Consider the following 22,126-nt stretch of genomic DNA (forward strand, 5'->3'; position numbering starts at 1 on the left):
CAGCCAATGCGTTTCGGAAAAATAGAGAGGTCCACCACAAACCAAATTCCATCTCTCCTCCAGTCATTGCCAGAGAACGTTCCCTGTCAGACCCCGAAATATCAGCGCGACGTCTTCCCTTACAATCGGCGCTGGTTCAGCTTCAAAACCGAGATTTCTCCGGTTCATCGCGGAACAGGGTTAGTGTAGGGCAAGACCGAAGGGAGGGGATGAATGGGTAAATAAATTCTTGGAAAGATATATAAAACAAAGAAATTTAAGAAAAAATACGCGCGTTGAATCGAACTAAGTCACCAAATGGCATCTAAAAAAAATCAAACCTACACCCTAGCGATCTGCGAAAATATAACTCTTCCGCCAGATTAGTATCCGTTTGTAAAGTCGTCGGTAATCGGCAACGGTAGCGCCCAGAACAAGTTAGCGCAATTGTGTGATAGGAGCACCGAAAAACGATCAGCTCGTAGGCGTCATGTCTTTGAGAAGATCACTAACTTCCCGCTTTATGTACCTTTTGAAAGTCTTACGTATTTTCTCTTCAGTCCAATCTCGAACTTCGTCAATACTTATTGCTTCAAAATCGGCGATAAACTGCATCATTTGATCGATAGTGTAATCATCAAAACGCGGAATATATTTTGTTTCTGCGACATTATATTTGATTTCATGGAAGGTTTTAACGAATGTTTTAGGCTTTCCATATTTTTCGAAACCCGCCTTCTTCCACAGTCGACCCACAAAGCGATCCAACCGCATAAGTTGCTCTTTATCATCCGTCATCGAAAAGTAGAACATGGAGCCGTACCGCTTACCATTGACGAAACATCCTGTGATTTTCAGGTTCAAGCGCCGAACTTGTCGACGGTCGGCCGACTTGTATTTGGCCGCCGTAACAACAGAGACCAGATTCTCCATAATATTTCGGTACGAACTCTTCCTAATTGAAACTTTGTCTGGCGTCAGGTGGTAGCCAAGATACTCCACCCCTCCAGAAAGCAGTTCAATCTTGGTTTTGCTGCCGGGTGTCGGAGAATGACAAATTAACCCAACCTTTGCCAATCTTCTCATCATAAAGTCCAGGTTAGTGCTAGCATTCTCCGTTTTGCATATGATGAGGATGTCGTCGACGTATCTGTAATATTCGTATTTACCGTGAGCCTCCTCATCAATCGGTATCATGTAGATCGATGAAAGGACATTAGAAATGCTCAGCCCCTGAGGTACACCTCTATTGTTAGTTCCGCTCGCCCCGGTCGACGTCCGGATCGCCGCAGATACAACCGATAAGAGTTTTCGGTACCGCGTCTTACGTCTAAGACGTTTGAGCAACTCCTCATGAAGCAAAGATGGAAAGAAGTTCTGCACGTCCAACTGCACGAACGAGTAGTCATCTGACAACGGCTTAATATAAGCTTTTATCTCCGCAATATACTGGTGAGCCAGAGCGGGCTTGGCTTCTGTGAAGATCGCGGACAGCGAATTGTTTAACGCGCGCAGACAAACTCGGTCTCTGACCCCCGCAATGGATATTTCACGAGGCGCTTTTCCCGCTCCCTTAAGCACTAGTCGCTGCTTGTATGTCGTGAAACGGTACTTTTCTTCGGCAATGTTTTTCCTGATCAATGCAATCTCTTGATCAAGATTTTTCTCGAATGCAGCAGGATGGATACCATCCCTTCCAACGGTGCCAGACTGCGAGACTCTGTCGTGGAAAATAGCGATTAAATTACTAGCAGAGAACTGTGCGTCAAAAATCTCTTTTGGAGTCATGATAGTAGCGATCCACAAAACAACGGTAAAAGCAGAAATGCTACTGGCCCCAAAAACAATATTGCAAGCAAACCCCAATAAATTGTCGCGCGTAGAAAGAAGGAAAACGCCATCAAACCTGTGTATTTTAGTTTCTCTCCGCCGTTGGTGAGAGTTTTTCCTTCCAGAAGAAGGTGGTTGATCAATAGGTCAGCATAGTCATTCGGCGCATGATTTGGGAAATCCATCATGATTTCTCGATATTTCTTCTTCTTCTCTTGATCCGCTAAATCTTCATCATGGAGGCTTTGGAGTTTCAAGTAGCATTCACGGAAAGCGGATGCTCTGGCTTCCAAACGGAAACCTGCAGCAACAAGCGAGGCTACGAGTACGATCACCGAGGAAGAGAGATTGATCTTATCAAGAGCGGGATAGGGCTTGCTGTAGAAATCGCCGAAGATAGAAAGAATGACGGAGAACAAAGAGTAATATGTGACAGCAAGGAAAGATACATTCTGGTTCCTAAGAGCTTTCCGCTCCGCAATTATACGAACCCTAGATGTGATCCAGATAGTGTCATTGATAGTAGACTTCGCAATTTCTTCCATGCTCTCCCCATCAAATTGGTGGTGCGGACGCAATATCTCAAAGCAACTAAACACTCACGAAGGAATGTAGCAAACGCCAAGGACAAGCCTTGCTCTATGACCGTGACCCATAAATGAGCCAGTGGTTTTACCCACTCCGCCCGCACCGTCTTCTATCTAATCCGGATCACGGAGAATTTCAACTTCTAGGAGTACATTAGAAGCGCGTTATCCAGCGCGAAACCAAAAACAGCATATCTTGCCGACAAAAGAGTTTGCCACGAGGAGTATATAACTGACCGACGTGGAGAGAGCAGTCGTTGCCTGCGTTTACTTAATACCCTTAAAATCTCCGCCTCGCTAGTGTAGCCACTCGCAACGATAGGCGAGGACCGGCTCGGCAAATCCTTCAGTCTGTAACGATCCCCATGCACGAGGACATCAGCGCTGCCAGGAGGCGCGCATGCCCTTCCGAACATTGTGCGATGCACAAATTTCGGAGGAATAGGCATGAAATTCGGATTTTTAGATACATATCATCCGAAAAAATTCGTCTAAAACTCTCCCAACTCAAGGAGAGAGACCATGACGGACACGACATCAGAATTTGATGGGTCAACAATTGCCCTGGAGGCCGCCGAGGAACCCGCGTGGACGGCTGCGACCTGGTTTGCGGTTCTTTCGATGGCGGCCACCAGTTTTGCGCTGGTATCGGCCGAGTTTCTGCCAGCGGGATTGTTGACGCCCATGGCGCGCGATCTCGGCATTACCGAGGGTACAGCCGGGCAGGTTGTGACGGCGACAGCTTCCGTGGGCGCCGTAACAGCGCTGCTGAGCAATGTTCTCATCGGCAAACTGAACCGCAAGACCGTGCTTGTCGGTCTTAGCGCGCTGGCGATCGGCTCCAACATTCTCGCATCAGTTGCTGCTGATTTCTGGCTATTGTTGGTGGGCCGGGCTGGACTGGGGATTGCGCTCAGCGGTTTCTGGGCGCTTTCGGTTGCGGTTGTGGCGCGGCTCGTTGGCGCGAATTCGACCGGGCGCGGCATGGCTATCGTCACCCTCGGCGTTTCGCTTGCCACCATCGCCGCCCCTTCAATGGGCGCTTTGATCAGCGACTGGCTGGGATGGCGCATCGCCATGTCGATGACGGCGGGACTCGCCATAATTGCCATGCTGCTGCAGATACTCAGCCTGCCATCGCTGCCGGCAAGTACGAGCAACAGTCTTTCCGATGTTTTCCGGCTGACGCGGCGGCGCAGCGTTCAACTGGGGATGCTGGCGATTCTGTTGCTGATGACGGGGCATTTTGCCGGTTCGGTCTATGTGCGTCCCTTCCTCGAACAGGTGACGCTGCTTGACACCACGCCGATTGCTCTCGCCCTGCTCGGCTTTGGCGTCGCTTCCGTGATCGGCAATGTGCTGGGGGGCCGGATGGCTGACACCAGTATCCGCCTCGCACTTATCGTTACCGCCGCCCTGATGGCATTTGCGACGATCGCCCTCGTTGTCTGGGGTGTTCATACCGGTGCCGCATTTGCTCTCGTCGCCCTTTGGGGTCTCGCCTTCGGCATGGCGCCTGTGGTGCTGCCGACCAACCTTTCCCGCGGCGCACCCGATGCGCTGGAGGCAGCAGGCAGCCTGATGGTCGTTTCCTTCCAGGTGGCCATCAGTATCGGTGCGGTTTTTGGCGGTTATATCGTCGATTCCTACGGGGCTACTGCTCCGCTGGCGCTGACCGCGATACTGGCTGCATCCACGGTGGCTCTGGCCCTGCTGCAGCGCCCAGAGTGATCACGGCCTTGCCGCCTTCCATCATCTGGAGGCAAGGCGTCTGATCAAGCGCAATTGTGCTGGCGTTGCCTGCGCCAGCACACGGGTTTCCACGCTTGCCGTTACCGGCAGGCGGTTTCGTCGTGATCGCATGTGGTGCGAGCACCCGTTATTAGTGCAGCCACTCGCAACGATAGGCGAGGACCGGCTCGGCAAAGCCTTTCAGCCTGTAACGATCCCCATGCACGAGGACATCGGCGCTGCCATATTCCTGCAGGGTCTTGTCCGATATCAGAATCTGATCGCTCTCGGCGGCGGCGCAAAGCCTTGCGGCCAGTTGCACGGTCGTGCCGAAGAAATCATTGCTGTCTTCGATTGGCTCACCACAATCCAGCCCGATGCGGATGTGGATGGGTTCGCCGCTATCGATGTTGTAGCGATGGAACTCGCGCTGGATATCAATGGCGCAATCCACCGCAAATGGGATGGAGGCGAACACGGCCATGATGCCATCACCGGTGTGCTTGACCTCCCGTCCCGAGCGCCGCCCCAGACAGCCACGCACGAGAGCATCGTGCGCCCTGATGAGTTCTGCCGCCATACGATCGCCGAGGCGGGCCGTCATTTCGGTTGAACCGACAATATCCGTGAACAGGATCGCGCGGTGGCCAGCATCCATTTTTTTCGTGGCGGCCACGACCGCCACGGGATCCTGTATTCGCCCGAGAAATGCTTCTACGGCCGACAGGGCGACTTCCACCACTTCACTGGCGATAAAGCCGTGCGCTTCCCGATGCACGCATTGCGCGGTTTCAGCATCCGGGGCATCGATGAGGCAAAAGGCGGTGCCGCGCCTTTCATCAAACCAGTAGGTCAAGAACCTGACGCCGTACTGATCCTGGATGTTGAGATCTTTAAGGTGTGCCGCGGCGATATCCGCCGCTGAAACTCCGGCAAGCTCGTGCCGGTCCATGAAGATAGGCATTGGTTTCCTCCCAAGAGTATATCGTTGCCTGCTCTTCCAGCCAGTTTACGACTTCCCCAAACCATCGTCTATCGCCCGCGTGGGTGACCCTGACATAAGGGCCTCACCGGAAAGGGCGATGGTCGTTCGCGTGACAATTTCGGGGCATTCGGCTATGTTACGTGGTCTACGAGCATTCACTGACGCAATCAATTTGCGCTCAGCCTTTGCCCGCCAACGAAGCGAATTGGGGGGAATGCGATGACACAGCTCGACGAAACCAAACTACATTCTTTTATTGGCAAAATGCTGGGCGACCTCGGAGGCGCCTTCAGCGTTCCAACCGTCAGGATCGGCTTGAGACTGGGTCTGTTCGATGCGCTGCATCGGGTGGGGCCGGTAACATCCGCAGGACTGGCGGCGGCCTCTGGCGGTCTCTCCGAGCGATATGTGAGGGAGTGGGCGCTGGCACAGGCGGCGAACGGCTACATCGACTATGACAGCGGTTCCGAGATGTTCAGTCTCTCACCCGAGCAGGCGATGGTGTTCGTCAACAGGGACAGCCCCGTCTATCTGGAAGGTGCATTCGATCTGGTGGCGGCGATGATCGAGGGAGAGCCGAAGGTTGAGCGCAGCTTCCGCACCGGCGGCGGGGTGCGGTGGGGAGACACGGCAGGTTGCCTGTTCTGCGCGACGGGTGCGTTCTTCCGGCCGGGATATGTGAACAATATCGTGCAATCCTGGCTGCCTGCCCTTCAGGGCGTGGAGGAGAAGCTGGTGAAAGGCGCCAAGGTGGCCGATGTCGGCTGTGGCGTTGGCTTCTCGACGATTCTCATGGCGGAAGCGTACCGCAACGCCAGCTTCATCGGCTACGACTTCCATGAGCCATCCATAGAAGAGGCGAACAAACATGCCCGAAACCATGGGGTGAGCGACCGGGTGACGTTCGTGGCGGCAACGGCCAAGGACATCAGGGATACGGATTTCGATCTCATCACCAGTTACGACTGTCTGCACGACATGGGTGATCCGCGTGGCTGTGCGGGACACATGTCGCGCATTCTCAAAAAGGACGGCACCTGGATGATCGTCGAGCCCATTGCGGGCGACCGCCCGGTGGACAATATGAACCCCGTCGGCCGCCTCTATTACAATGCATCCACCATGATCTGCGTGCCGACATCGCTTGACCAGGAGGTGGGTGAAGGATTGGGGGCGCAGGCCGGCGAAGCGAAGCTTTCCGAGGTTATCCGCTCGGGTGGCTTTAGCCATGTCAGGCGGGCCTTTACCGGGCCTTTCAACATGGTGCTGGAGGCGCGGGCCTAGGAGGTTATGCAGGGCCGAGCCCGGTGAAAATGGTCCCCGCTGGTGGTGGCGGGGCTCAGATGCGCCGGGCCTTGATCGTGTTCATGACGAAGCTGGTCTCGATGGTATCGACGCATTTCAGCTTGGCGATCTTCTCCTTGATGAAGCGCTCATAATCCTCCAGCCCGCCGCACATGACCTTCAGCATATAGTCCTTCGAACCGGTGACGAGGTGACATTCGAGAACCTCGTCCCAGTCCAGAACGGCTGCTTCGAACATCCGGATTTCGTCATCGTGCTGGCGGCTGAGGCGGATGGAGGCAAGGGCGGTCATGGTCCATCCCTCGATGGCCGGATCGACGACCGCGGAATAACCCTTGATCACCCCGATCTCTTCCAGCCGTCGCAGCCGGCGCAGGCAGGCGGATGCCGACAGGCCGACCCGCTCGGCCAGTTCATTGTTGGTGATCCTTGCATCGGCGGATAATTCTTTCAGAATCCGTCTATCGACCGTATCTGCAATTTTCTGCGACATAAATGGGAATTCTCCGCAATATATTGCTTTATCAGACATGGATGCGCTTCAGAATGCAAGGTATTTCGGCTGGATTGCATGTAAGCTGCGCAGAGTTCAAAGCCTGTCGAGGAGGATCTACCGGACATGACCGCACCACATCCGTCGAAAACCCATATCGGCAACCACGCCCTGCATCCCGAAACCCAGATGCTGAACTACGGCTACGATCCGGAATTGTCTGAAGGCGCCGTGAAGCCGCCGGTGTTCCTGACATCGACCTTCGTCTTCAAGTCGGCGGAGGACGGGCGCGACTTCTTCGATTATGTCTCCGGGCGCAAGGAGCCACCGGCGGGCCGGGGTGCAGGCCTCGTTTATTCCCGCTTCAACCATCCCAATAGCGAGATCGTCGAGGATCGTCTCGCCGTTTACGAGCGCACGGAAAGCTGTGCGCTGTTCTCGTCCGGCATGTCCGCCATTTCGACGACGCTGTTCGCTTTCGTGCGGCCGGGCGATACCGTGCTCCATTCCCAGCCTCTCTATGGTGGCACGGAGACGCTGCTCGCAAAGACCTTCCACAATTTCGGCGTTTCGGCGGTGGGTTTCGCCGACGGTGTCAGCGAGGCCTCGGTAGTGGCCGCCGCGGAAGAGGCGATGGCGAAAGGCAGGGTGTCCGTCATCCTCATCGAGACACCCGCCAATCCGACGAACAGCATTGTCGATATCCCGATGATCAGCCGTGTCGCCGACATGATCGGCCAGAAGCAGGGGCACAGGCCGATCATCGCCTGCGACAACACGCTTCTCGGCCCGGTCTTCCAGCGCCCCATCGATCACGGCGCCGACATCTCGCTCTATTCACTGACAAAATATGTTGGCGGCCACTCCGACCTCATTGCCGGGGCAGCGCTTGGCCGCAAGGATGTGATGAAGCAGGTGAAGGCGTTGCGCGGGGCGATCGGCACGCAGCTCGATCCGCATTCCTGCTGGATGCTGGGACGCTCGCTTGAGACGCTGCAGATCCGGATGGAGCGGGCAAACAGCAATGCCCAGCTGGTGGCCGAATTCCTGAAGGCGCATCCCAAGGTCGAGAAAATCCATTACCTGCCGTTCAACGATCCGGCATCCCCGGTTGGCAAGGTGTTCGCAGATCAATGCACCGGCGCGGGATCGACCTTCTCCTTCGACATAACCGGCGGGCAGGCCGCGTCTTTCAAATTCCTCAATGCCCTCACCATATTCAAACTCGCGGTCAGCCTCGGCGGCACGGAATCCCTCGCCTCCCACCCGGCAACCATGACACATTCAGGTGTTCCGGCGGATGTGCGCCAGCGCATCGGCGTGCTCGATTCCACCATCCGGCTGTCCATCGGCATCGAACATCCCGACGATCTGATCGCCGACCTCGCCCTCTCCCTGGATGCGGCCTGAGGAAGAGGCAAAGCCACATTCCCGTTGATTTCGACTCCCGAAGCAACCGATGGGAACGCCGAACAAAACGATGGCAAGGATGATATTTGCTTTGCTGTCGCCCCGCGCGCATGGTACCGGCATCAGCAATGGCCGACGGTATCGGAGGCGCGGGGCGATCCCGCAAAACCAGGGCCGTCGCTTCGCATAGTCTCGAATTCGGCACCGATTACAGATAATCGGCCGGCGACTGCATTGTTCGACAGACCGACTGCCCGGGATTTCGGGCAGGCAGGGTGTCGATGACCGGAAGGCAAGGCTCTTGAGTTGGGATCTGCAGGAATTGTTCCGGCTATATGCGAAAGGCATCGTCAGATCCCTGCGCAGCAGAGGCATAGATTCCGAAACAGCGTCCGATCTGGCGCAGGATGCGTTTTTGAAGGTGCTGGCATCACCGCCACCGGCCAGCGCCGCTTCCCACAATCCCAAATCCTACCTTTATACCGTGGCGCGCAATCTCAGCATCGACCACTATCGCCGCGAGCGCAGCCTGCTCCGTGTCGATCTGCCGCAAAATGCCTTCGATGCCATCATCGATCCGTCACCATCCGCGGAAACCATCGTTTACGACCGCCAGCGGCTGCAGCTGGTGGAGCAGGCCCTGGCGGAGCTGCCGCGCCGGGTGCGCGAGGCCTTCCAGCTGCACCGCATGGGGGGCCTGACCATAAGCGAAGTGGCCCAGAAGCTTGGCATGTCCACCACCCGTACCTGGGTTTTGATCCGCGACGCCTACGAACATATAGAGGACCGCCTGAACGGTCTTTAGAAGACGGAAACCGACCGTCCGGCCACCGGTTTTTTGAAAACCATCCCGGATTTCAAGGGCCTATGCTTTAAATTCCTCTTCACCCGGAAATATGCCGCCTCTCATTCGTATATATCAAAGGCTGTATTTTTTGACCTCCGGCAATTTCTGAAAGGCTCCCTATGAACGAAGTGTCGGAAGAACGGCGCCTGTTTCGTGAGGCTGCGGATATTGCCATTCGCCTGCAGAACGATCCCGGCAATCCCGTCGCCATCGAAACCGCGCGCGCCTGGATTGAGCGCGGCCCGGCCCATGCGGCCGCCTGGGCGAAGGTCGCCGCCATCCATGGCATGACTGGCCAGGTTCTGGCCGAAGAGGCGCGTTCGTCTCAACCGGGATTCGATCCGAACCGACGCCTTCTTCTGATTGCCGGAGGCGCGCTCTGTCTCGGTGCGGCCGCCAGCGGCCCATGGCTCGCACCTTATGTGGCGATGCGCGCCCGGGCCGACTATCTGACCGCAACGGCCGAGATCAGAAAAATTCCCCTCGCGGATGGCAGCGTGGTCACACTCGGACCGGACAGCGCAATCGCTGTCGAATTCGGCGAGCGGGCAAGACGGGTGAACCTCTTATCCGGCATGGCGTATTTCGATGTTACGCCCGATCGCTCACGCCCCTTTTCGGTCGCCTACGGGCCGCTGACGGCGACGGCGCTTGGAACCGCCTTCGACGTTTCCGGCGATGATCTCTCCATTTCCGTCTCCGTCGACAGGGGGCTTGTTCTCGCGACCTCGCCCGACCTGCCCTCGCCCCAGGGGGAAAGACTGGCGGCGGGCGATTGGCTGACCTACGATCAGACATCACGCCGCATGGATCGCGGCGTCCGGGAGGCTTCGGAAATCGCGGCATGGCGCATGGGCATGCTCATCGCCGAAAAGGAAACCGTCGCGGCCGTGGTAAAGCGCATCGCCCGCTGGCAGCAGGGAAAAGTGGTCATCGCCGCTCCATCCCTGAAAAACAATGTCGTCAGCGGCGTATTCGATCTTAACGACCCCCTGCGTGCCCTCGACGCGGTGGTGCGGCCATTCGGCGGAAAAGTGCGAACAGTCACGCCATTCCTGACCGTTATTTCCTCCGTTTGATAAAACTTGAGAAAAAGAGGAAAATTTTCGAACGCCATTCGTACTGTCCTCAGGAAGCCCGCCGACGGCATGCGCCGGCCGGTCTTCGGGGACAGATTTAACGGAGTGGTTTTCACATGGGGAATGGGTTCTCATCGGCTCATAGGGGTAACAACAGGGGCTGCAAGGGCCGTGGCGCGCTGGTCGCCGCCTTTCTGGCAACGACATCGGCGCTCGCCACGGGCATCGCAGCGCAGCCTGCCTATGCGCAGGCGGTTTATTCGGTTCCGGCCGGCCCGCTGAACAAATCGCTGGCGACATTCGGCAAATTGTCGGGAACGCAGATTTCCTATGATGCGTCGATCGCGCGCGGAAAGCTTTCACAGGGCGTAAACCGCGCAACGACCCGCGAAGAGGCAATCGTGGAGCTTCTGCGAGGGACGGGTCTGGTTTATTCCTTCACCGACGCCACCTCCATTGTCATCGCCGCCCCGGTCAGCGCCGCGAATGCCGCCGCCGGTGGAAACTCCACCCTTCTCGAAACGATCACAGTTCAGGGCACGGGGCCCGCTTCGGTGCTGCAGCAGGATGGGCTTGCGCGGGACGGCTACCGGACATCGACCCTGTCATCCCTTGGCCTGCTTGGACAGACCTCTATTCGCGACACACCGTTTTCCGTCACCGTTGCGCCAAGGGAACTCATCCAGAATATCCAGGCGCAATCCCCTGAAGATATCTACCGTGTCCTGCCGACCATCCGCAGCCAGACGCCGCAGATGTCCGGCTGGGCGCCGATGGCCAATATTCGCGGTTTCACCACCTATGACACCGCCGAAGACGGCTTCCGCCGCTCCTATAGCCACGCGACGGTGCTGGAAGACAAGGAGCGCACCGAGGTTCTCTCCGGCCTTTCCGGCTTCCTCTACGGCGCGGCCTCGCCTGCCGGCATGATCAATTACGTCTACAAGCGGCCGACGCAGGAACGTTTAAACAGCGTGACGGTTGGTAATTACGGCGGCGCACAGGCTTTCGTCCATGGTGATTTCGGCGGTCGCATCGATCCGGAAGGCGATATGGGCTATCGCCTCAACATCGTTCGCGCGGCCGGAGATGCAGCAATCGACGACCAGAATGTCGACCGTTTTCTGGCAAGTGGCGCTTTCGACTGGAACATCACCGACCGGCTGAAGCTGGAACTCAACGCTTCCTACAGCAAATACAAGCTGGATGCCGCCAACTCCTATTGGGCTTTCGCAGACGGCGTGCCGCATGGTGACGCGCCGGACGCCAGCAGGAACTGGAGTCAGCCCTGGATTCACGATGAAATCGAGAAAAAGCGGTTCTCGGCCAAACTTACCTATGATGTAAACGATGCCATCACCCTGCGCGGCGGCTATATGCGGGAATATATCAACCGGCCGGTTCAGGATCATACGATGAACTCCGTTGAAACGCCGGGTGAATATTCCCAGATCGCAATTCGCTCCGGCAGGACAAAAAACCTCTTCGATGCCGCGAATTTTTTCACTGACGTCAACTTTGATACCGGTGCTGTCTCGCACAAGCTGACCGCTGGATATTACATGTATCAGGGCAAGGACTGGGGCACGACGTATAACCCCAACACGGGCTGGCAGCCGTCCTTCCCCATGTCCTCTCCGCGGCATATTGCCGAGCCCGTTTTCCCGGTGAATAACGGCACGCTCTACAAGTCGGGTTATGTGCGCAATCATAACTTCGTCGTCGGCGATCAGATCGAATTCGATGAACAGTGGTCGGCCCTCGTTGGCGCCAATTACAGCATGATCCAGAGCCAGTCGCTGGATAGCAGCGGCGCCCGCTCCGCACCCGATTATGACGAGGGAAGACTGTCACCCTCCGCGTCGCTTCTGTTCAAGCCGGTGGAACAGGTCACCCTTTATGGAAGCTATATCGAAGGGCTTGAGCAGGGCGGGGTCGCGCCGGACACCGCCGTCAACAGCGGACAGATTCTGGCACCCATGGTCAGCAAGCAGAAGGAAATCGGCATCAAGGGCGAAGTCGGCGACATGCTGCTGACGGCGGCGCTGTTCGACATTTCCAAGGCTTACGAACTGACGACGGATGCCAATGTCTACACGCAGGACGGTCGCCAGCGCCATCGCGGCCTCGAATTCACGGCAACCGGCAAGGTGACCGACGACCTTACCATTCTCGGCGGCGTGACCTTCCTCGACGCCAGGGTCGAAGGTGGAACCTATGACGGCAAGCGCCCCATGAACGTCGCCAATGTTCTGGCCAAGGTCTATGCCGAATATCAGGTTCCCACCGTCGAGGGCCTCTTCCTGACTGGTGGCCTGTATTATACCGGCAAGCAATGGGCGACATCCGAAAACAACGACCGGCTTTCCTCCTATGTCACCGCCGATCTCGGGCTGCGCTACACCACCGAAAACTTCGGCAATCCGCTGACCTTCCGGTTGAACGTCAGCAACATCACCGATGAGAACTACTGGCAGAACAGCTATTATCTCGGTGCACCGAGGACCGTTTCCTTCTCGGTCCAGGCGAAGTTCTGATGATGCTGCATAGTTGCCTGTCCCGCAGAGCCCTGCTCTGCGGGACAGTATCCCTTTTTCTCACCCACCGGCCCTCATCGGCCGCCTGTTCCGGCGGCATCGTTGCCATGGACTGGGTAAGCGGGCAAAACCTGCTGGCGCTCGGTGTGCAACCCGTCGCCATGCCGGAGCTGGAGCGTTATGCCAGCCTCGTTGTCGAACCGGCCCTGTCGCCATTGGTCGCTGAGCTTGGGTTGCGGTCAGAGCCCAATCTGGAGCTTGTCGACCACCTTCGACCCTGCATGATCGTACACAGCGACGATTTCTCCATGGCCGCGGGCCGCCTCAACTCCATCGCGCCCATCCATTTTTTCGATGCCGGCGTAACAGCAGGCGAGGACCATTTAATCAGCGGCAGAAATGCGCTCATGACGCTCGCCGCGCGGATCGGCGATCCCGGCCGGTTTGATGCGTTTGAGGAAAGTTTCAACGCGGAAATACGGCAGGCACGCGCCCGGCTCTCATCCTATGACGGCCGGCCTCTCCTGCTGGCGACGGTCATAGATGGTCGCCGATTGCTGGTTTTCGGCAGGAACAGTCTTTTCCAGAATGTCCTCGACCAGTTCGGCATTAAAAACGCCTGGGACGGTTACACCTCGCAATATGGTCATACGACGGTGACGGCCGACCAGCTTTCGCGCTACCCGCAGGCACGGCTTCTATGCATCGGCGACACCAGCAGCGAAAAGCTGGATACGCTTCTGGCTGGGCCGGTCATGAAAAGCCTGCCCTTCATCCGCGAAAACCGGTTGGTGCGCATCGAGGATGTGCTGTTTTACGGCGGGCTGCCGCCAGCAAAACGGTTTGCCCGTCTCGTTGCCACAGCCCTTGCCGGTGAGGCATCGCAATGAGCAGGACGGAAAACATATCCACAATCGTGACCGCATCGCTCGCCATCGTCTGCCTTGGCCTTACCGGCCTCAACCTGTTTCTGCGCATGCCTGAGGGAACGCCGCTTGCGGCCCTGTTTTTTCCCGATCCCGACGTTACAGCGCAGGTACTGCTTCACAATACATTGCTGCCGAGGATCGCCGTTGCGCTGATGACCGGCGCCGCACTCGGGCTTGTCGGGGCGATCCTCCAGAACATCCTGCGCAACCCTCTCGCCGAGCCGGCGACACTCGGCATTTCAGCCGGTTCCTATCTTCTGCTAGCCATTGCCACGCTCTGGTTTCCGCAATGGATGGGTGCACGGGAATGGGTCGCCTTTGCCGGAGCGGGGCTGTCGCTTCTGGCGATCCTGGCGCTTTCCTGGCGCAACGGCCTCTCGCCCGTCACGGTGACGCTGGCGGGTATGATCGTCAGCCTCTATTGCGGCGCCGCGAGCGCCGTTCTGGTGTTGTTCAATCACGATTTTCTCGTCAGCATCTTCTTGTGGGGCGCAGGATATCTCGACCAGCAGGACTGGAGCGCCGTGTCATTTCTGGCCCCGCGCCTCGCGGTGCTCGTCGTCGCTGTCACATTGCTGCTTCGGCCCCTGACAATAATGGCGCTGGAAGATGCCAGTGCCAGAAGTCTCGGCCTGTCGCTGGCCGCCTACCGGCTTCTGACGCTCGTGGCGGCGGCGGCACTGACGGCGGTGGTGACGGCCTCGGTTGGTATTATCAGCTTTGTCGGGCTGGCCGCACCCGCACTTGCGCGTGCCTGCGGTGCAAGGCGAATGGCGGCGCAGCTTGGCTGTTCGGCGGCACTTGGCGCGCTGCTGCTGACCCTGACCGACCAGATCGTCCTGTTTTTTCCCGTTACCTACCGATTGTTCCCGACCGCCGCCGTCACCGCGCTTCTCGGGGCGCCCCTGATGTTTGCGCTGATCCGGCGGCTGAAAATGCCCGCTCCGCCGCAGCCGGGCGCCCAGGCGACACCGGCGCGCCTTGCCCGGCCCGTTCCAGCCTTGCTCGCCCTCGTCGCCATTCTCTGTGTCGCCGCCTTCATGGCCCTGTTCGTTGGAAAAAATACGGATGGCTGGTTTTTATCGGGGCTTGCCGATCCCGGTATTCTCGACTGGCGCTGGCCAAGGGCGCTGGCGGCCTTTAGCGGTGGTGCCATGCTGGCGCTCGCCGGCGCGATCCTGCAGCGTGTAACCGGCAACGCCATGGCATCGCCGGAAGTGCTGGGCGTGTCTTCCGGGGCAATGCTTGGCGTCATTGCCGTGCTTCTCACCCTTGCCGCACCCACCCGGGCCGCGCAGATTGTCACAGGGGCTGCCGGTTCGCTGACGGTTCTGCTGCTGATGCTGACCCTGTCGCGCAAGCCCGGTTTTTCTGGCGACCGGCTGCTGCTGATCGGCATCGCCCTCAGTTCCGTCTCCGGCTTCGTCATGGCGGTGCTGATGACATCACAGGATCCGAGGCTCGGCCAGCTTCTGGCCTGGCTCTCCGGCTCCACCTATGCGGTTGAACCCGGCGAGGCAATCATGGCGATGATGCTGCTTTTCTGCGGGCTCGTCTCGACGCCCTTCATCCGCCGCTGGCTGGAACTGCTGCCGCTTGGGGAAGACATTGCCCGGAACGCCGGCGTCCCGCTCGTGGCGAGCCGCAACATTCTCTATTCGCTTTCGGCCATTCTCACGGCAAGCGCCACAATTCTCGTCGGCCCCTTGAGTTTCGCCGGGCTGATGGGGCCTCACATTGCGCGTCTTGCGGGCTTTCAGCGCGCTGGCACCCAATTGCCGGCGGCGGCGCTGATCGGCGGCCTTATCCTTCTCGTCGCCGACTGGCTGGGGCGCAGCATTATTTTCCCTTTCCAGATACCCGCCGGCCTCCTTGCAACGGTGGTCGGCGGCCCGTTTTTTCTTGTACTCATGGGGAAGCGCGCATGAGCATTCTTGCGGACAGGAGTTTTCGGATTCTGACATTGGCCGACAGTCGCCGCATCGCGCCGGGCATGCAGCGCCTGCGATTCACCGGCAAAGAGCTTCATCGTTTCGACACGCTGAAGAACCTCCATGTCAGGCTCTATTTTCCAAGGCAGAACACCATCGGAGGCGGCCGCCTCCCTCCCGAAAACCATGGCGGCACATCCGGGTCGGAAGATGCTTTCAATGTCCGTTATTATACGATCCGGACGATGGACGCCCGCAGCGGCTGGATGGACATTGATTTTGTCCTGCATGAAGATGCGGGACCTGGATGCGCCTTCGCACTCAACGGCCGCCCCGGAGCAGTTTGCGGCATGTCCGGTCCCTGCGGGCTGGGAGTGAAGCCCGCGAAACACTATCTCCTGGCCGGGGATGAAACGGCCCTGCCAGCCATTGCCCGCATCTGCGAAAACCTGCCCGCGGACGCGATCGGTCAGGTCTTCATCCGCGCGGCAAGCTGCCAATATGACATCGTCGCGCCCGCCGGCATGCAGATAGGCTGGCTGCCGCGATCGGACGTGTCCGCTGCGGAGTTCGTTGAACGTGTTGGCGACGCAGCCGCGGAAACGGCCGCATCCACCGACGACTATTTCCTGTGGCTCGCCAATCCATTCTCACAATGGCAGGAATTCCGCGACAGGCTGTCGAGATTGCCCAAGAAGCGCTATCTCAACGCCTGCTACTGGCGAGATGATTGATTGGCCCTCACCTGTCCTGCGCAGGCCTTGCGAGACCCAGAAGATGGTAAAAGGCGATTGCGCCGATCGTTGCCGTGCCGATGCCATCCAGCGTGAAACCGGCGACATTGAGCTTGAAGTTTCCGGCACCCAGTACCAGCGCGATACCCACGGTGATGAGGTTGCGGGGCTCGGAAAAATCGACCTTGTTTTCAACCCATATGCGCCCGGCGGTCGCCGCTATCAGGCCGAAGACGACGACCGACAGGCCGCCAATGACGGGTCCGGGTATCGTCTGGATGAGCGCGCCGAATTTCGGCGAGAAGCCGAGAATGATGGCGACGAGTGCGGCGACGATGAACACAAGCGTCGAAAAAATGCGCGTGATCGCCATGACACCCATGTTTTCCGCGTAGGTCGTCATTCCCGTTCCGCCGAAGGCGCCGGAAAAGATGGTTGCGATGCCGTCACCGATGAAGGCGCGGCCGAGATAAGGGTCGAGATTGCGGCCGGTCATCGCCCCTATCGCCTTGATATGCCCAAGATTTTCGGCCACCAGAATGACAACGACCGGCGCGATCAGGGCAATGGCCGGCGCGGAGAATTCCGGCGTGGTGAATGTCGGCAGTCCAAACCAGGATGCCGCCGCAACGCCTGTAAAATCGACGGGTTTGCCGAGGTCGAAGCCATTGGCCAGAACAAGATAGGCAATATAGGCAATCGCGCCGCCGATGAGGATGGGCAACCGGCGCGCCATGCCCGGCGCATAGACCGCAATTGCACCGACAGATGCAACCGTCAAAATCGCAATCCAGCGGGATAGCTGGTCGCCATCGGGATTGCCCGGGCCGGTGCCGGAGGCGCTGGCTATGGCGATGGGCGCAAGTACGAGACCGATTGCGGCAACGATCGCGCCGGTCAGAACAGGCGGCATCAGCCGCTCGATCCAGTTATGGCCGACGATCATGACGATGACGCCGATCAGCGCATAAAGCACGCCGGCAGCAATGATGCCGCCCAGTGCAAGCGCGATGTTCGGGCTGGCGGCACCCGCGGCCGCGCCGGTCGCCACCAGCACGGGGCCGATAAATGCGAAAGATGAGCCGAGATAGCTCGGCACCCGGCCGCCCACGGCGATGAAGAAGATCAGCGTCGAGATGCCTGAAAATAGGATGGAAACATTCGGATCGAAGCCCATGATCAGTGGCGCAAGAACCGTGGAGCCGAACATCGCGACGACGTGCTGCAACCCGAGCACCGCGGTCTGCCCGGCAGGCAGCCGCTCATCCGGCATGATGCGCCCCTCGGTTTTCAATCGCCAACGCGGAAAATAGCCACCCGTATCGCTCATCATCGTCCCCCACGAACCGGCCGGCGCGTGCTGGACGGGATTTTCCGTTTCAGTCCACAGCCGGGCAAAAAAGATTTGTCTTTGCATGATATGCGCCCGTCGACCGAGATCGAATCGGTGGCCGGCGCATCTTTTCTCCGGTAGCGCGATTGCCTGCCGCTGTCATCGGGTCGAATACGGCCGAAAGGCGCTTTGACGCGGGAGAGATCAACTCCCACGCCGAAGACATGGAGCCCGGAATGCTGTCCCGATGCTTATTCTGCCCTGTCGAGCGCCGTCAAAATCTCATAGGCCGCAGAAACCCGCTCCTCATTAGGATAGTTTTTATTGGCCAGAATGACGATGCCCCGCTTCTGTTCCGGTATGAACGCGACATAAGCGCCAAAACCATTGGTGGAGCCGGTCTTGTTGATGAAGACATCCTGCCGCGGTTTCATCGGCGGCGAGATTTCGGAGACAGGCACTGTCTTGAGCAGGGCGCCGGAGTTCGCATCGGTGAGCGTCTTCAAGGCGGCCGGGTACGCATATTGCTCCCAGATCATATCCTGCGTCATGGCGCCGACGCTGAAATATCCCGTGTGGGTGTTGAGGATCGCCCGCTGGATTTTTCCGTCCAGCTTTTCCAGACCCATATTCGCGTTGACGAAACGGATCATGTCGTCGGCTGTCGATCTGACGCCATAAGCCTCTGAAGAAAGAATGGCGGGTGTCATGCGGGCCGGCTCGCCGGTTCTCTTATAGCCCTGCGCATAATTGGCCATCTTCGCCTTGGGCACGGTCGTGAAGGTGTTCTTCAATCCCAGCGCGGGAAACAGCGTGTCCTGCATGGCGCTGTCAAAACCTTTGCCCATGGCCTTTGCAGTGACATATCCAAGCATTCCAATGCTGGGATTGGCATAACTTCTATGGGTTCCGGCCTTGTATGAGGGCTTCCAGGCCTTGAGATAGGCCAGCAGCTGCTGCTCCGTCTTGATATTCTCGGGCACCTGAATGGGGAAGCCGCCGGCCGTGTGGGTGCCAAGATGCATCAAGGCGACATCGCCGAAGGGCTTGCCCTTCAGGGACGGCAGATAGTCACCCACCTTGCCGGAGAGCGATAGCTGGCCATTCAACTCCGCATAGGTGCTGAGTGCCACCGTGAATGTCTTGCTGATGGAGCCGAGTTCGAAAAGCGTTTGCGGGGTCACCGGCTGGCCCGTGCTTTTCGACATGACGCCATAGGTGAAGATGTGGTTTTCGCCACCGACACTGATGGCGACGGCCAGACCCGGAATGCCGTTTTTCTCCATGACCGGCTTGATCGCGGCATCCGCAATCGCCTTCAGCCTGGCATCATCAGCAGCGAGTGCCTGCGTAAACAGGCCAGCCGAGAGCAAGGCGGTCAGTGCGACATGTCTGCGATTAAGTTTCATCTTTCGCTTTCTCCAAAACCTAAGGTGGATTTTCGGCGCGTGCGCCGCCCCAGCGAAAGACGTTTAACCGCCCTACATTGCACGAACAAATCATGATATCTCGCAGCAGGCATAATAAAATCTAGGTCTCGAATGGTTCGGCAATTTCTTCCCCTGAATGGCTTGAGGGCGTTTGAGGCCTCAGCCCGGCACCTCAGCTTCACCCGTGCGGCCATCGAACTGTGTGTGACGCAGGCGGCGGTGAGCCAGCAGGTGAAAGGGCTGGAAAAGCGGCTCGGGGTTTCGCTTTTCCAGCGGCTTCCAAGAGGTTTGAAAATCACCGCCGAAGGCGAGGCCCTGCTGCCGACAGTCACCAGTTCCTTCGACCAGATGGCGACCACGCTTGACAGGATAGAGGCAGGACAGGTGCGCGAGCTGCTGTTTCTGGGAGTTGTGGGAACCTTTGCCGTCGGCTGGCTGCTGCCCCGCCTGAAGGCGTTTCAAAAGCAGCATCCGTTCATCGATGTGCGGGTTTCCACCAACAACAACCGGGTGGACATGGCCGCTGAAGGGCTGGATTTTGCCATTCGCTTCGGTCAGGGCTCCTGGCATGGCACGGATGCGTTCCGGCTTTTCGAAGCGCCCCTGTCACCTCTGTGTACGCCGAAACTGGCGGAAACGCTGAAGTCTCCCACCGATCTCGTCGAGGCAACATTGCTGCGCAGCTACAGGTCTGACGAATGGGCGACGTGGTTTGCGACAGCTGGCGTGGTGCCGGTGGCACAGGTGAACGCCGGGATCGTTTTCGACACCTCGCTCGGCATGATGGAGGCCGCCTTGCAGGGGCTGGGGGTGGCGCTGGCTCCGCCCTCGATGTTTTCGCGGCACCTGGCATCCGGGGCGATCGTGCAGCCCTTTCCCATCACCATATCACTCGGCAGCTACTGGCTGACGCGGCTGCAATCAAAACCGCAGACGGCGGCCATGCAGGCCTTTTCCGACTGGATCTTCGCCAATATTGGCCCGACGCAGGACGGCTTATGAAAAAGCGAGCAGAACGCCGCCAATTGCGCAGATGATCACCACGATCCATGGCGGCGTTTTCCACACCGTCAACAGAATGAAACCGATGAGCGCAAGCGCGAAATCCTTCTGGGTGAAGATGGCGCTTGTCCATACCGGATCATAAAGCGCTGCGGCGAGAATGCCGACGACGGCGGCATTGGCGCCACGCATGGCGGCCTGCGCCAGAAGGTGCCTGCGAAAATCTTCCCAGAATGGCAGCGCGCCGACGAGCAGCAGCATGCCCGGCAGGAAGATCGCGATGAGGGCAATGGCTGCCCCTGCAATGCCGTTCGGCTGCGGCCCCACCACCGCGCCGAGATAGGCCGCAAAGGTGAAGAGTGGGCCGGGAACGGCCTGGGTCGCGCCATAACCCGCTATAAATGCATCCTTCGTGACCCAGCCCGTTGCGACGACTTCCGATTGCAGCAAGGGCAACACCACATGGCCACCGCCGAAGACGAGCGCGCCGGCACGATAAAACGCATCGAACAGGGAGAGGCCCTGCGATCCGGCCATTGCTGCGATAACCGGCAGGAAAGCCAGCAGAAGCGCGAAAATGGCGAGCGCGATGTATCCAATGCTTTTCGGCACCCGGAATGCGAGATGGGCGGCCTGACGTGTGGCATCCGTGCGGCAGAAGGCAAGGCCCGCCATGGCGCCGACGGCAAGCGCCAGTATCTGGCCGAAGGCGCCGGCGAGAAACACGACGCAGATGACGCCGGCCAGCGCAATGCTGGCGCGCTCACGATCCGGCGCAAGGCTTTTTGCCATGCCCCAGACCGCCTGTGCTACCACGGCAACGGCGACGATTTTCAGACCATGCAACAGGCCGGTGCCGACCGGTCCTTCAATGGAGGCGGCGACCATGGCGAAGAGAAGGAGGAGGACTGCGGATGGCAGGGTGAACGCGGTCCAGGCGGCCAGCGCGCCGAGCGGCCCTGCCCGCAGCAGCCCAAGGGCAAACCCCACCTGGCTGGAGGCAGGGCCAGGCAGAAACTGACAGAGCGCCACAAGATCGGCGTAACCCGCCTCATCGATCCATTTGCGCCTGACGACCAGCTCGTCGCGGAAATAACCGAGATGGGCGATGGGACCGCCGAAGGAAGTGACCCCGAGCTTCAGGAAGGTCGCGAAAACCTCGCCGGGTGTGCCAGTTGGCGAGGTGTGGGCTTCACCTCGAATTGCATCCGCTGACGACTTCATGAAGGGGCTCCCTGAGCGTGCAACGGCTGTTCGTCAACACATATCGACCTCTAAAACGATATCGATATCAGACACTATTACGACAGGGATATGAAGGGGTGACCTGCATCAACGCCGGGAAGCTGAGCTAACTTCCCGGCGCGCTGTAGTGCTTGTCAGGTCAAAGAACGGTTATTTCGGAGGCAGCAATCCGGAGAAATGCGATATCCAGCCCTGATCGTCGGTGCCGCCCGAGAAGCCGGTCGCACCGAGAGTGATGTCGTGCCGGGTGCTCTTCTTATAAATGGTGACGGCGATCGCAATCGGCGTCGGAGCTGTCCAGGAAAAGCTGCGGTTCTTGCCGGGTGTCAGATGGCTGAGGGATTCAAGCTGAACATCGTCGAGAAACATGACGGTGCTCTTGCTGGTCTCGTAAAGATGCTCCCACCGTGCCTGGGCAACGGCATTCGCCGCTTCGGCGAAAAGATTGCCCTCGGTCTTCGGGTCAGCCAGGGCCGCCTTGCGCCATGCGGTGAAGATGGAGGTGATCTCATCCATATCAAGGCTCAGACTTGAGAGGAACTCGATGGTCTGTTTGTTGCCGAACGTGTTGTAACCGTCTTCGCTGAAGGGGCGGAGATGCTTGACCACGAAATCGCTGAGAATTGGCATTTGTGCCTCCTGCTGGGCAATGACCAGCCTGCTCCCGGACTTGCAAGCGCGGGATCGGTTGGCCTGATTGGATTGAATGAATGGGTGTGCGTGCCGGAAGCTGCCCGGC

The 22,126-nt window shown here is 58.5% G+C and carries 18 protein-coding genes; 10 read left to right on the top strand and 8 right to left on the bottom strand.

Features of this window, described 5'->3' with window-relative positions; all coding sequences use genetic code 11:
* Window positions 1-453 precede the first annotated feature (453 nt).
* Together AGR13A_RS14390 and AGR13A_RS14395 are read right to left on the bottom strand one after the other, a co-directional pair.
* Entirely contained in the window at window positions 454-1,767 is a 1,314-nt protein-coding gene (locus AGR13A_RS14390; protein ID WP_080836917.1) for a reverse transcriptase domain-containing protein, read from the bottom strand.
* Window positions 1,764-2,354, bottom strand: a complete 591-nt coding sequence (locus AGR13A_RS14395) for an SLATT domain-containing protein (RefSeq protein ID WP_080836919.1) — start codon at window positions 2,352-2,354, stop codon at window positions 1,764-1,766. The genes AGR13A_RS14390 and AGR13A_RS14395 overlap by 4 nt, the downstream gene beginning before the upstream one ends.
* A 564-nt stretch (window positions 2,355-2,918) precedes the next feature.
* Between AGR13A_RS14395 and AGR13A_RS14400 the strand changes: the two genes are divergently transcribed.
* Window positions 2,919-4,127, top strand: a complete 1,209-nt coding sequence (locus tag AGR13A_RS14400) for an MFS transporter (protein WP_080836920.1) — start codon at window positions 2,919-2,921, stop codon at window positions 4,125-4,127.
* A gap of 151 nt (window positions 4,128-4,278) precedes the next feature.
* Here AGR13A_RS14400 and AGR13A_RS14405 read toward each other — a convergent pair whose 3' ends face one another.
* Entirely contained in the window at window positions 4,279-5,091 is an 813-nt protein-coding gene (locus AGR13A_RS14405; RefSeq protein WP_003499655.1) for a nickel-binding protein, read from the bottom strand.
* A gap of 240 nt (window positions 5,092-5,331) precedes the next feature.
* Between AGR13A_RS14405 and AGR13A_RS14410 the strand changes: the two genes are divergently transcribed.
* Complete coding sequence (locus AGR13A_RS14410; protein ID WP_080836922.1) at window positions 5,332-6,396, top strand: methyltransferase domain-containing protein; 1,065 nt, start codon at window positions 5,332-5,334, stop codon at window positions 6,394-6,396.
* Between the two features lie 55 nt (window positions 6,397-6,451).
* Here the strand turns inward: AGR13A_RS14410 and AGR13A_RS14415 are convergent, their stop codons facing one another.
* Window positions 6,452-6,910 (bottom strand): Lrp/AsnC family transcriptional regulator, encoded by a 459-nt coding sequence (locus tag AGR13A_RS14415; RefSeq protein WP_003499658.1) that lies wholly within the window; start codon window positions 6,908-6,910, stop codon window positions 6,452-6,454.
* Window positions 6,911-7,036: 126 nt separating this feature from the next.
* Between AGR13A_RS14415 and AGR13A_RS14420 the strand changes: the two genes are divergently transcribed.
* From AGR13A_RS14420 to AGR13A_RS14450, 7 genes are all read left to right on the top strand, one after another.
* Entirely contained in the window at window positions 7,037-8,320 is a 1,284-nt protein-coding gene (locus tag AGR13A_RS14420) for a cystathionine gamma-synthase family protein (protein ID WP_080836924.1), read from the top strand.
* Between the two features lie 259 nt (window positions 8,321-8,579).
* Entirely contained in the window at window positions 8,580-9,125 is a 546-nt protein-coding gene (locus AGR13A_RS14425) for an RNA polymerase sigma factor (protein ID WP_080836927.1), read from the top strand.
* Between the two features lie 161 nt (window positions 9,126-9,286).
* Window positions 9,287-10,246: a FecR family protein gene (locus tag AGR13A_RS14430; protein WP_080836929.1), complete on the top strand. Its 960-nt coding sequence runs from the start codon at window positions 9,287-9,289 to the stop codon at window positions 10,244-10,246.
* A 116-nt stretch (window positions 10,247-10,362) separates the two neighbouring features.
* Window positions 10,363-12,783: a TonB-dependent receptor gene (locus AGR13A_RS14435; protein ID WP_080836931.1), complete on the top strand. Its 2,421-nt coding sequence runs from the start codon at window positions 10,363-10,365 to the stop codon at window positions 12,781-12,783.
* On the top strand, window positions 12,783-13,673 hold the full coding sequence (locus tag AGR13A_RS14440) for an ABC transporter substrate-binding protein (protein ID WP_080836932.1): 891 nt from the start codon (window positions 12,783-12,785) through the stop codon (window positions 13,671-13,673). Before AGR13A_RS14435 ends, AGR13A_RS14440 begins: the two co-directional genes overlap by 1 nt.
* Entirely contained in the window at window positions 13,670-15,640 is a 1,971-nt protein-coding gene (gene fhuB, locus AGR13A_RS14445; protein ID WP_080836934.1) for a Fe(3+)-hydroxamate ABC transporter permease FhuB, read from the top strand. Before AGR13A_RS14440 ends, fhuB begins: the two co-directional genes overlap by 4 nt.
* A complete protein-coding gene (locus AGR13A_RS14450; protein WP_080836936.1) occupies window positions 15,637-16,377 on the top strand; it encodes a siderophore-interacting protein in 741 nt (246 codons plus the stop codon). The genes fhuB and AGR13A_RS14450 overlap by 4 nt, the downstream gene beginning before the upstream one ends.
* A 7-nt stretch (window positions 16,378-16,384) precedes the next feature.
* Here AGR13A_RS14450 and AGR13A_RS14455 read toward each other — a convergent pair whose 3' ends face one another.
* Together AGR13A_RS14455 and ampC are read right to left on the bottom strand one after the other, a co-directional pair.
* A complete protein-coding gene (locus tag AGR13A_RS14455) occupies window positions 16,385-17,707 on the bottom strand; it encodes a solute carrier family 23 protein (protein ID WP_080840184.1) in 1,323 nt (440 codons plus the stop codon).
* Window positions 17,708-17,961: 254 nt separating this feature from the next.
* A complete protein-coding gene (gene ampC / locus AGR13A_RS14460; protein WP_080836938.1) occupies window positions 17,962-19,119 on the bottom strand; it encodes a class C beta-lactamase in 1,158 nt (385 codons plus the stop codon).
* A 132-nt stretch (window positions 19,120-19,251) separates the two neighbouring features.
* Here ampC and AGR13A_RS14465 point away from each other — a divergent pair, with 132 nt between their 5' ends.
* A complete protein-coding gene (locus AGR13A_RS14465) occupies window positions 19,252-20,142 on the top strand; it encodes a LysR family transcriptional regulator (RefSeq protein ID WP_080836940.1) in 891 nt (296 codons plus the stop codon).
* Here the strand turns inward: AGR13A_RS14465 and chrA are convergent.
* Window positions 20,137-21,366 (bottom strand): chromate efflux transporter, encoded by a 1,230-nt coding sequence (gene chrA / locus AGR13A_RS14470; protein ID WP_080836942.1) that lies wholly within the window; start codon window positions 21,364-21,366, stop codon window positions 20,137-20,139. The two genes, AGR13A_RS14465 and chrA, sit on opposite strands and share 6 nt — an antisense overlap.
* A 171-nt stretch (window positions 21,367-21,537) precedes the next feature.
* On the bottom strand, window positions 21,538-22,017 hold the full coding sequence (locus tag AGR13A_RS14475; RefSeq protein ID WP_080836945.1) for a hypothetical protein: 480 nt from the start codon (window positions 22,015-22,017) through the stop codon (window positions 21,538-21,540).
* Window positions 22,018-22,126 lie beyond the last annotated feature (109 nt).

It is taken from the genome of Agrobacterium genomosp. 13 str. CFBP 6927 (genome assembly GCA_900012615.1).
Taxonomy (GTDB): domain Bacteria; phylum Pseudomonadota; class Alphaproteobacteria; order Rhizobiales; family Rhizobiaceae; genus Agrobacterium.